Origin of the sequence: Aquisalimonas sp. (assembly GCF_007120195.1) — a bacterium.
Classification (GTDB): Bacteria; Pseudomonadota; Gammaproteobacteria; order Nitrococcales; family Aquisalimonadaceae; genus Aquisalimonas.
The window spans coordinates 1-10,353 of sequence record NZ_SKOG01000184.1 but is presented as its reverse complement, the minus strand read 5'-3'; the positions used below and the strand labels follow the sequence as shown (position 1 = coordinate 10,353).

The 10,353-nt window shown below is 64.0% G+C and carries 10 protein-coding genes; 3 read left to right on the top strand and 7 right to left on the bottom strand.

Going from position 1 to position 10,353, the window contains the following annotated elements; all coding sequences use genetic code 11:
- Nucleotides 1-939, top strand: a 939-nt coding sequence (locus QZT63_RS13405; protein WP_290651970.1) for a LysM peptidoglycan-binding domain-containing protein, incomplete at its 5' end; no start/stop codon positions are given.
- Between the two features lie 72 nt (nucleotides 940-1,011).
- On the opposite strand, the gene minE is transcribed toward QZT63_RS13405, so the two are convergent.
- From minE to QZT63_RS13370, 7 genes are all read right to left on the bottom strand, one after another.
- Complete coding sequence (gene minE, locus QZT63_RS13400; protein WP_290651969.1) at nucleotides 1,012-1,278, bottom strand: cell division topological specificity factor MinE; 267 nt, start codon at nucleotides 1,276-1,278, stop codon at nucleotides 1,012-1,014.
- Between the two features lie 2 nt (nucleotides 1,279-1,280).
- Nucleotides 1,281-2,090: a septum site-determining protein MinD gene (gene minD / locus QZT63_RS13395; RefSeq protein WP_290651968.1), complete on the bottom strand. Its 810-nt coding sequence runs from the start codon at nucleotides 2,088-2,090 to the stop codon at nucleotides 1,281-1,283.
- Between the two features lie 42 nt (nucleotides 2,091-2,132).
- A complete protein-coding gene (gene minC, locus QZT63_RS13390) occupies nucleotides 2,133-2,876 on the bottom strand; it encodes a septum site-determining protein MinC (protein WP_290651967.1) in 744 nt (247 codons plus the stop codon).
- 108 nt (nucleotides 2,877-2,984) lie between these two features.
- Nucleotides 2,985-4,874 carry a molecular chaperone HtpG gene (gene htpG, locus QZT63_RS13385; protein ID WP_290651966.1) on the bottom strand — a complete coding sequence of 630 codons (1,890 nt, stop codon included), beginning with the start codon at nucleotides 4,872-4,874 and terminating at the stop codon, nucleotides 2,985-2,987.
- Between the two features lie 291 nt (nucleotides 4,875-5,165).
- Entirely contained in the window at nucleotides 5,166-7,019 is a 1,854-nt protein-coding gene (ilvB, locus tag QZT63_RS13380) for a biosynthetic-type acetolactate synthase large subunit (protein ID WP_290651965.1), read from the bottom strand.
- 309 nt (nucleotides 7,020-7,328) lie between these two features.
- Nucleotides 7,329-7,736 carry a peptide-methionine (R)-S-oxide reductase MsrB gene (msrB, locus tag QZT63_RS13375; protein ID WP_290651963.1) on the bottom strand — a complete coding sequence of 136 codons (408 nt, stop codon included), beginning with the start codon at nucleotides 7,734-7,736 and terminating at the stop codon, nucleotides 7,329-7,331.
- A 39-nt stretch (nucleotides 7,737-7,775) separates the two neighbouring features.
- Nucleotides 7,776-8,522, bottom strand: coding sequence for an NAD-dependent deacylase (locus tag QZT63_RS13370; protein WP_290651961.1), 747 nt, complete (start codon nucleotides 8,520-8,522; stop codon nucleotides 7,776-7,778).
- 153 nt (nucleotides 8,523-8,675) lie between these two features.
- Here QZT63_RS13370 and serB point away from each other — a divergent pair, with 153 nt between their 5' ends.
- Nucleotides 8,676-9,908: a phosphoserine phosphatase SerB gene (serB, locus tag QZT63_RS13365; protein ID WP_290651959.1), complete on the top strand. Its 1,233-nt coding sequence runs from the start codon at nucleotides 8,676-8,678 to the stop codon at nucleotides 9,906-9,908.
- 176 nt (nucleotides 9,909-10,084) lie between these two features.
- Nucleotides 10,085-10,353: iron-containing alcohol dehydrogenase (locus QZT63_RS13360; protein ID WP_290651958.1), on the top strand; the 269-nt coding region annotated here is incomplete at its 3' end.

Genomic DNA, 10,353 nt, shown 5'->3' with positions numbered 1-10,353 from the left:
GATTACTGGAACCTGGCACTGCCCCAGGAGACACGCAAGTATGTCCCGCGCCTGTTGGCCGCCAGTGCGCTGGTCAAGGATCCCCGTGCCTATGACATCGAGCTTGCCAGCATTCCCGACCAGCCCTATCTCAAGGTGGTCGAGCTGGACGGGCAGATTGACCTGGCAGTCGCCGCTGACCTGGCGGGGATGAGCGTCGAGGAGATCTACAGGCTCAACCCCGGTTTTGACCGCTGGGCCACGGACCCGGATGGGCCGCATCGGCTTGCGGTGCCGGTCAACAAGGCAGAACCTCTGGAAGCGAAACTGGCGGATCTGCCGCAAGAAGCGCGCATGCGCTGGCACCGCCATGAGATCAGGCCCGGTGACAGTCTGGAGGCGATCGCCCGGCAGTACCACACCACCGTGCGCACCCTGCAGAAGGCCAATGACATCAACGGTCATATCATTCGTGCGGGCTCCCACCTGATGATCCCCGCGGCCAGCGCCAACGCGGGCGCATCCTCTCACAGTGCAGCCAACCGCCTGAGCCCGCGGCACAGCCAGGGGCACCAGGGACAGCGCGTTGAGTACACCGTGCAGCCGGGCGACACGTTGTGGGGCATCGCGCGCCAACACGGCGTGGAAGTCCATCAGGTGGCGCGCTGGAATAGCGTGGCCCCCGCGGACCCGCTGCGCCCCGGCCAGCAGCTGGTGCTGTGGGTCGGCGGGCAGGGTGACATCCGGCGTGCCGGGGCACCACCCGCCAGCCTGCCGGTGATGCAATCCGTGAGCTACCGCGTGCGTCGTGGCGATACCCTGCACACCATCGCCCGGGAGTTCGGTGTGTCGGTCCAGGACCTGCGCCGATGGAACGACCTTGCACCGAATGCCTACCTGCAGCCGGGTGACACATTGTCGCTGGAGATCGACGTCCGCGAGCAGGACCGCAGTATCTGAGCGAACACCGTGGTCACCGCCTGCCCCCTGACTGACGGGGGCGGCGACGCCACGGGGTATCCCCCGGGCAGGTCAACGCCCCTGCTGGTGATCCGGCAGCGTGATGTTCAGCTCCAGGATTTCGCAGTCTCCTTCACGATCAACCTGGATCTGCACGGCGTCCTGGTCCACCTCGACGTACCGTCGGATAACCAACAGCAGCTCTTCCTGGAGCGCCGGCAGATAGTCCGGCCCACCGCGCTGTGCGCGCTCCCGTGCGACGAGAATCTGCAGACGTTCCTTGGCGACGCTGGCGGTATTCTTATTGCGCTGGGCGCGAAAGTATCCGAGCAGATTCATGTCTAGCTCCCGAACAGCCGGCCGAAGAAACCCTTCCTTGGAATGTCAGTGAAGCGCAAGGGCCGCTCCTGACCAAGGAAACGGGCAACGCCATCGGCATAGGCTTGTCCGGCATCCGACTCGTCTTCGAGGATGACCGGTATGCCGGCGTTGGAGGCGTTCAGCACCGCCTGGGATTCGGGGATGACCCCCAGGAGGTCAATGGAGAGGATCTCGCCCACGTCCTCCAGGCTGAGCATCTCGCCCCGCTTCACCCGGTCGGGCGAATAGCGCGTGAGCAGCAGATGCTCTTTCACCGGCTCACCACCCTGCTCGGCGCGGCGCGACTTGCTCGAGAGAATGCCGAGGACTCGATCCGAATCCCGAACCGAAGAGACTTCCGGGTTGGTCACCACGATGGCGTCGTCGGCGAAGTACATGGCCATCAGTGCGCCGCGCTCGATGCCAGCCGGGGAGTCGCACACGACATAGTCGAACTGGTCGCGAAGCTCGTCGAGCACCCGCTCCACGCCCTCACTCGTCAGGGCGTCCTTATCGCGCGTCTGCGATGCGGCCAGAACGTAGAGCCCGTCGACACGCTTGTCGCGTATCAGGGCCTGATTGAGGTTGGCGTCGCCGTTGATGACGTTGACGAAGTCATAAACCACGCGGCGCTCGCACCCCATGACCAAATCCAAATTACGCAGCCCGACGTCAAAATCCACCACGACGGTCCGATGACCGGCCCGGGCAAGCCCGGTTGCCAGCGCCGCGCTGCTCGTCGTTTTGCCGACACCCCCTTTACCGGAGGTCACCACGACGATCTTTCCCACTCTACACCTCCTGAATGCGTCCTCCGGCCCCATGCGTGCCGGTTACTGGGCGCCGTGACGGCCGCCATTGACTCCCGGGAGTGGTCCGATGCGGAGATCTTCTCCGTCCAGAAACACCTGCACCGCCCGCCCGAGGTACTGCTTGTCGAACTGTTCGTTAACGAGATACGTGCCGGCCACGGTTACCAGCTCGGCATTGAAGCCCATGCAGAAAATCCGTGCAGTGGCGTCCCCTCGCACGCCGGCCAGCGCACGCCCGTGCAGGGTGCCGTAAATATGGATATTTCCGTCGGCGAGCACTTCCGCACCGGGGCTGACCGACGACAGTATGATGAGATCACCGCCACGTGCATAGACCTGCTGCCCCGATCGCACCTGCTGGGTCACCACCGTGGACGGCGAACCCTCCGGGGGAGCCGCCTCTTCTTTCTCGGGGCGCCTGATGGCAGGGGTCTCCCGGCCGCCGGAGAACACACCAATGCCCGCCTGCTCGGCGGCACTGTGCCAGCGCTCGTCGCCACCACGAATCCCCACAGGCAGGAAGTCCCTGGCCCGCAGCAGGCCGACCAGGCCCGGCAGATCAAGGTGCAGGTCGGTGTCCGCCACCGCCTCCACGTCGAGGATGAGCGGCAGATGGCGGAAGAATTCCGGGGCCTGCTGCATACGCTGCTCGAGCGCCCGGCCGAGGGCATCCACGGACGGGGTGAGCAGGCGCAACACGGTCAGGGTCATCATGCGGCCCTTGAGCTCGAGGGCCTGGTCAGATTTTGCAGTTTTCTGGGTCATTCGGGCTCGCTTTGGTCGCACCGATAACGCGCAGCCCCCTCACCGCTGGAGGGGGCTGATCGGCGCATGTTATAGCGTGCTGCACGCGCAGCATCAAGCGTCGCTGAATCACGACTCCGCAAGAAGTTTGTTGATGCGGCGCACAAACGCGGCCGGATCGTCCACGTGACCGCCCTCGGTGAGCATCGCCTGGTCGAACAGCACATGGGCCCACTCGCTGAAGGTCGTGTCATCCTCCACCGACTGCAGACGCTGGATCAAGCGGTGCTCCGGGTTGATCTCCATCACCGGCTTACCGGCGGGGATCGTATGGCCGGCGGCCTTGAGCATACGCTGCATGCTGACCGCGAACTCGTGCTCCTCGACCACGAGGCAGCTCGGTGAGTCTGTCAGCCGGTGGCTGATGCGCACAGTCTTGACCTTGTCCCCCAGGACCTTTTCCAGGCGCTCCGCCAGCGGCTTGTAATTGGACTCCGTCTGCTCGCGCTCGGCCTTGTCGTGGGCATCATCCAGGTCGCCGAGGTCCAGATCGCCCTTGGCCACATGCGCCAGCTGCTTGCCATCGTACTCGCCCAGGTGTGAGACACACCACTCGTCCACCGGGTCACCGAGCAGCAGCACCTCGATCCCCTTCTTGCGGAAGATCTCCAGATGCGGGCTGTTCTTCGCCGCGCTGAAGCTCTCGGCGGTCACGTAGTAAATGGACGATTGGCCGTCCTTCATGCGGGCGATGTAGTCATCCAGGGAGACATTCTCCGTCTCGCTGTCGGTGTGCGTCGAGGAGAAGCGCAGCAGCTTGGCAATGCGCTCGCGGTTGCCGAAGTCCTCCGCCGGGCCCTCTTTCATGACGCGCCCGAAAGTGCTCCAGAACGTGGCGTAGTTCTCGGGCTCATCCTTTGCCATGGACTCGAGCCGGTCGAGCACCCGCTTCACCGAGGCCGACTTGATCTTTTCGATCTGCCGGTTGTGCTGCAGCAGCTCGCGGGAGACGTTCAAGGGCAGATCATCGGAGTCGATAACGCCGCGCACGAACCGCAGGTACCGTGGCATGAGATGCTCGGCGTCGTCCATGATGAACACGCGCCGGACATACAGATGCACGCCGTGGCGATGGTCACGATCCCAGAGATCGAACGGGGCGCGCTTGGGAATGAACAACAGCGAGATATAGCTGAGGTTGCCCTCGACCTTGTTATGCATCCAGGTGAGCGGCCCCTCGAAGTCGTGCGCCACCTGCTTATAGAAGGCCTCGTAGTCCTCATCGCTGATCTCGGACTTGGGCCGCACCCACAGCGCCGAGGCCTTGTTCACGGTCTCATCGCCGCCAGCCTCGTCCTCCTCGCCCGTGGGCTCCTTCGCCATGACGATGGGCAGCGAAATGTGGTCGGAGTACCGGCGGATGATCTGCCGCAGCCGCCAGCCATCCAGGAACTCATCCATGTCGTCACGCAGGTGCAGCACCACGCGCGTGCCGCGCTCTGGCAGCTCCACGTTCTCCAGGGTGTAGGCGCCCTCGCCGTCGGATTGCCAGTGCACGCCCTTGGCCGCCGGCTCGCCGGCGCGCCGGGTGAAGACTTCCACCTGCTTCGCCACGATGAATGAGGAGTAAAAACCAACCCCGAACTGGCCGATGAGCTTGGCGTCCTTGGCCTCATCGCCGGTGAGCTGGTTGAGAAAGCGCTGCGTGCCCGAACGCGCAATGGTGCCGAGATTCTCGATCACCTCTTCCCGGGTCATGCCGATGCCGTTATCGGTCACGGTGACGGTACGCGCCGTCTTGTCGTAGGCGACGCGGATGCCCAGCTCTCCTTCGCCCTCGTACAGCCCCTCCTCCTTGAGCGCCTCAAAGCGCAGGCGATCACAGGCATCCGAGGCGTTGGAGATCAGCTCCCGCAGGAAGATCTCCCGGCTGCTGTACAGCGAATGCACCATCAGGCCCAGCAACTGCCGGACCTCCGTCTGGAATTCGAGAGTTTCTTTCTCGGCGGCAACACTCATTGTTGTGACACTCCCCACTTCATTGTTGTCTCGCCGGCCACCGCACCCTGCACTCGCCCGCGCAGCAGCCGTCCCTCGGGAAGCGCGGCCCGGGTCGCGCCTTCCTTCTCGGCTGTTTTAATGGGCATGCGCGAGCGGGAATTCAACCCGTGCGCGGATTTCTCCATGAACATTGCCGGCCCGCAGAGTGGGTCACGCAACTGGTGTCCTGTACCGGTGTGGTCGCATCAATCACGCAAAAGGAACCCGCGCCCGGGGAAGGATCACCCGGGCGCCAACCAACTGGCCGCCTCAGAACAGTTCCGGCGATCTCTCCGGATCAATGGGCTCGGGCGCCCGGCTATTGAGGTCCCGCCCGGCAATCCACTCGCCTGTGACCATCTGGCCGTAGCCCATGCCGGGCCCGACCATCGGATAGACACTGGCGTTGTTGTCGATCATCACTTCCAGGAAGGCCGGCCCCTTGAAGTCGACGAACGCCTGCAGCGTCTCGCCCAGGTCTTTTCTCTGCGTGACGCGTCTTGCAAACGGATAACCGTCCGATTCAGCCGCCTTGACGAAGTCCTTGCGGTGCAGCGTCTTGTCACTGCCCGAGAAATTCTCGTTGAAGTACAGGCGCTGCCACTGCCGCACCATGCCGTCGCCCATGTTATTGAGCAGCAGGATCTTGACCGGCAGGTTGTAGTTGGTCACGGTTTCCATCTCGCCCAGATTCATGCGGATGCTGCCGTCGCCGTCGATATCGATAACGATCTTGTCCGGGCAGGCGAACTGCGCCCCAATGGCCGCGGGCAGGCCGAAGCCCATGGTGCCCATGCTGCCGGAGGTCAGCCACAACCGCGGCTCACGAAAATCACAATACTGGGCGGCCCACATCTGGTGCTGCCCCACCCCGGTGGTGATGATGGCTTCCCCACGGGTCGCCTTGTTCAGCAGCTCCACCACCTCATGGGGTTGGACCAGCTCCGTGTCGCGATCGTAGTTCATGGGGTGGTTGCGCTTGAGCTTTTGCACATGCTTCAACCACGGCGCGAAATCCCGCGCAAAGCCGAATTCCCGGCCGTGGTTCAGAAGCTGGCGCAGGCTGCGCCCGGCCTCGCCCACGTGCGCCCAGTCCACCACCTTGACCTTGCCGATCTCCGCCGCATCGATGTCGATATGGGCGATGTGCTCGGCGAGCGGTGCGAACTCATCCACCTTACCCGCCACCCGATCGTCGAAGCGCGCCCCCACCGCGATCAGGAAATCACAGTCCTCCACCGCGTAGTTGGCATAGGCCGTGCCGTGCATCCCCAGCATGTGCAGGGACAGCTCATCGGTGGTATCCATGGCGCCGAGCCCCATGAGCGTCGTCACCACAGGAATGTTGAATGCGCGTGCGAACTCGCGCAGCTCAGTCGAGGCATTGCCATTGATGACACCACCGCCGACGTAGAGCAGCGGGCGGTTGGACTTCTCCAGCATCTCGAAGAATTGCCGGCACTTGCGCTCGGAGAGCTTGGCCGCACGCAGGGAGTCCATGCGCTGGCGGTAGCCGCGCATCTCCAGCAGGCCCGAGCCCTTGAACTCGCCGACCCAGTTCTGCGTATTCTTGGGCACATCCACGACCACCGGACCGGGTCGCCCGGAGCGGGCGATCTCAAAGGCCGTGCGAATGGTCGCCTCCACCTCTTCGGGCCGCGTCACCAGGAAGACATGCTTGGCGCAACTGCCCATGATGTTGACGATGGGTGCTTCCTGAAATGCATCCGTGCCCATGGCACCGGTGGGCACCTGACCGGTGATCGCCACCACGGGCGTGGAGTCGGCCATGCTGTCGCGAATGGGGGTGACCGTGTTGGTTGCCCCCGGGCCGGACGTCACCAGGAACACGCCCACCTTGCCGCTGGCACGCGCATAGCCGGCGGCCATGAAGCCCGCCCCCTGCTCGTTGGCCGGGACGACCAGGCGCATGGGGTCTTGCTCGGCGCGGCGGTGCTTTTCGTTGTAGCGGAAAACCGCGTCGTAGGTTGGCAATATGGCACCACCGCTGTAGCCGAAAACGGTGTCAACGCCTTCGTCAGCCAGTACCTGGATGATCATCTCGGCGCCGCTCATGGTGGTTCCGGCCAGGGGGTGCTGCTTGCCTTTCTGTCGATTCATCATTGGGTCTTTTTCCCGTCGCGCAACGCTGGGGGGCACTAAACACTTGCCAACGCGACACTATAAATGGCTGATGTTCCAAGGCACAAGCCCATTGCCAGCAATTCCAATTATGGCGCCGGTGCCATGGCATGGCTGCACGCCATACCCGTAGGGCGGGTTAGCGCAGCGTAACCCGCCGTCGATGACATGGCGCCGCAGGCGCACGACTCAAATTGCGCCTGTGCGCCTGCGGCGCGGTTTGTTTGACGGTGCATTACGCTGGTGCTAATGCACCCTACACCCTCCGATCAGACCCGGTGGCGCTGCGCTTCAAGCGCTCCGGCGGCTGTCGGGTTCGAAATCCAGGGCGACCGAGTTGATGCAATACCGCAGCCCCGTGGGCTCGGGGCCGTCCGGAAAGAGATGCCCCATGTGGGCGCCGCAACGGCTGCACAGGACCTCTTCCCGGCGCATGCCCAAGCTGAGATCCGCCTCCACTTCGATCCGCTCGGCGTCCACGGGCGCCCAGAAACTCGGCCACCCCGTGCCCGAATCGAACTTCGTGCGCGTCTCGAACAGCGGCTGACCACAGCAGACGCACTTGAAGACACCCGGCTCTTTGACTGTATTGTAACGCCCCGAGAACGGCGGCTCCGTCCCTTTCTCGCGCGTCACGCGGTATTGCTCGGGGGTCAGTTCCTCACGCCATTGCGCGTCGGACTTTTCGATCTTGCTCATGGCGCTACTCCTCGCTGCATTCGACTGTGTAGTGTCCTATTACCGCGGCGCCAGGCGCTCGACGAGCGCTGGCAGCACCTGCGCGGCGGTGCCTCGCACGCTGGCCGTGACCTGGTGCGATAGTGGCGTCGGCTCGGGGTTGATCTCCACCACCACGGCACCGTGTTGCAGGGCCAGGAGCGGAATCCCCGCCGCCGGATGCACGAGCCCGGACGTGCCCACGCTCAGCAGCACCTCCGCCCGGGCGGCGGCCTGCATCGCCCCCTCCCAGGCCCGCTCGGGAAGCGCTTCGCCGAACCACACCACGTCAGGCCGTAAGGGGGCAGCGCATTGGGGACACCGCGGCGGGCCGCCTTCGGCTACTGGAGGCAGAGGATCGCGCACCTCCATTCCCTCGCTGGAGCAGATAATGCGATGGAGATTACCGTGGAGTTCCAGGACCCGATCGCTGCCCGCGCGCTGGTGCAAACCGTCCACGTTCTGGGTCACGACGGTGAACGCCTTCACACGCGTCTGCCATGTCGCCAGGGCTTGATGCCCAGCATTGGGCTCGACGCCGGCGACAAGTTCCCGCCGCCATGCATACCACTGCCAAACCAGCGCCGGGTCGCGGGCGAACGCCTCGGGCGTCGCCAGATCGGACGGCTCGTATCGCGCCCAGAGACCGGTCTGTGCGTCCCGGAAGGTGGGCACGCCACTCTCCGCGGACATGCCGGCCCCGGTGAAGACCACCAGCGAACGCGCCCCCGCAAGTTGGCTGATGATCCCCTCGCTCAGTGAATCCACGAAGCCTCTCTCAGCGTTCTTCGGCCGTTGCCGGCCCGCGGGCACATTATTCAATACGGGCCGATTCCCATACAATGCCGTCGTTTCGGGTCAAATCTGGTCTCCTGTAACCCAGGCGCCCGTTCGTTTTGCAAGAGCAACATGAGTACGTGAATGAGTGAAATCATGCTGATTAACGTCTCGGGCCAGGACAAGCCCGGGCTGACCCACTCGCTGATGGACATCCTCGCCACGTACGACGTGGGCATTCTGGACATCGGGCAGGCGATGATCCATGACACGCTGTCGCTGGGCATTCTCGTGGAAGTCCCCAACCAGGACGCACTGTCACCGGTCCTCAAGGACGTGCTGTTCCATCTCCACCACCAGGGCATGCACGCGCGGTTCACGCCGGTCACCCGTGAGGCCTATGCACAGTGGGTGCAGGGCGAAAACGAGCCGCGCTACGTGTTCACCCTCCTCGGGCGGCGGATTACCGCCGAACAGATCGCCCGGGTGAGCAAGGTCATCAGCGATAACGGGCTGAACATCGAGGACATCGTGCGCCTGTCCCGCCGGGAGCCACTCTACAAGACCGAGGGGCTGGGGCGGGCGTGCATCGAGCTCACCGTGCGCGGCAAGCCGCTGGATCTGGACGTCATGAAGCAGCACTTTCTGCATCTGTCCCAGGAAATGCATATCGACATCAGCTTTCAGGCCGACACCGTCTACCGCCGCAACCGCCGCCTGGTCGTGTTCGATATGGACTCCACGCTGATCCAACAGGAAGTCATCGACGAGCTGGCCAAGCGGGCCGGGGTCGGCGATGAAGTCAGCAAGGTCACCGAGGCGGCGATGCAGGGGGAGATCGATTTCCGCGAGAGCCTGCGCCGGCGGGTGGCCCTGCTCGAGGGCCTGGATACCTCCGTTCTCGACGAGGTGGCGCAGGAGCTGACCCTGACCGAGGGCGCCGAGCGGCTGATCCGCACGCTGAAGTCATTCGGTTACACCACCGCGATCGTCTCCGGGGGCTTTAGCTACTTCGGCCGCCAGCTGCAAAAGAAGCTTGACGTCGACTACGTGTACGCCAACGAACTGGGCATCGTGAATGGCAAGCTCACCGGTGAGGTCGAAGGCCCGATCATCGACGGTGATCGCAAGGCGGCGCTGCTCCAGGAGATTGCCCACCGCGAGGGGCTGACCCTGGAGCAGGTCATCGCCGTTGGCGACGGCGCCAACGATCTACCCATGCTGCGGCTGGCCGGCCTGGGCGTGGCATTCCGGGCGAAACCGCTGGTCAAGCGCAGCGCCCGTCAGTCGTTATCCGCCCTCGGCCTGGACGGGATTTTGTACCTCATCGGAATCAAGGATACGGACGCCGAAGAGACCGGCCAGAGCCCGCCCTGACGCAAACCGGTGCGGGTGCGGTAGCGCCCCATACGCGCCGCGAGGTTATGAGCGCCGATTGCCCGCGTGCCAACTTCGTCTAGCCGTGGGCCAATTTCCTGACTGTTCCGCATGGCTGTGGCGTGCTACACCTCCCTGGTAGCAGTTAGCGGTAAAACAAGTGAGAGGAGTCTGTCATGTCCGCAAATATCGTCCTGCCGCGCCATATCCGTCTCGGTGCTGGCGCGAGCCGGGAACTGGGCGCAGTACTGCAGCAGCTCGAGGTCAGGCACCCGTTCATCGTCACCGATCAGGACATGGTCAAGTTCGGCTATCTGGACACCATCACCAAGGGACTCGACGAGGCGGGCATTCCCTACGTCGTGTTCCCCGACACCGTGCCGGACCCCACCGTCGCATCGGTGAACAAGGGTGTCGAGGCGCTGAAGAAAAGCGATCACGACGG

Excerpts from the sequence above, each read along its gene's own strand:
- htpG (WP_290651966.1), bottom strand. The coding sequence starts at position 4,874 with ATGAGTGTTGCCGCCGAGAAAGAAACTCTCGAATTCCAGACGGAGGTC.
- minC (WP_290651967.1), bottom strand. The coding sequence starts at position 2,876 with ATGACCCAGAAAACTGCAAAATCTGACCAGGCCCTCGAGCTCAAGGGC.
- serB (WP_290651959.1), top strand. The coding sequence starts at position 8,676 with ATGAGTGAAATCATGCTGATTAACGTCTCGGGCCAGGACAAGCCCGGG.
- minE (WP_290651969.1), bottom strand. The coding sequence starts at position 1,278 with ATGAATCTGCTCGGATACTTTCGCGCCCAGCGCAATAAGAATACCGCC.
- msrB (WP_290651963.1), bottom strand. The coding sequence starts at position 7,736 with ATGAGCAAGATCGAAAAGTCCGACGCGCAATGGCGTGAGGAACTGACC.
- ilvB (WP_290651965.1), bottom strand. The coding sequence starts at position 7,019 with ATGATGAATCGACAGAAAGGCAAGCAGCACCCCCTGGCCGGAACCACC.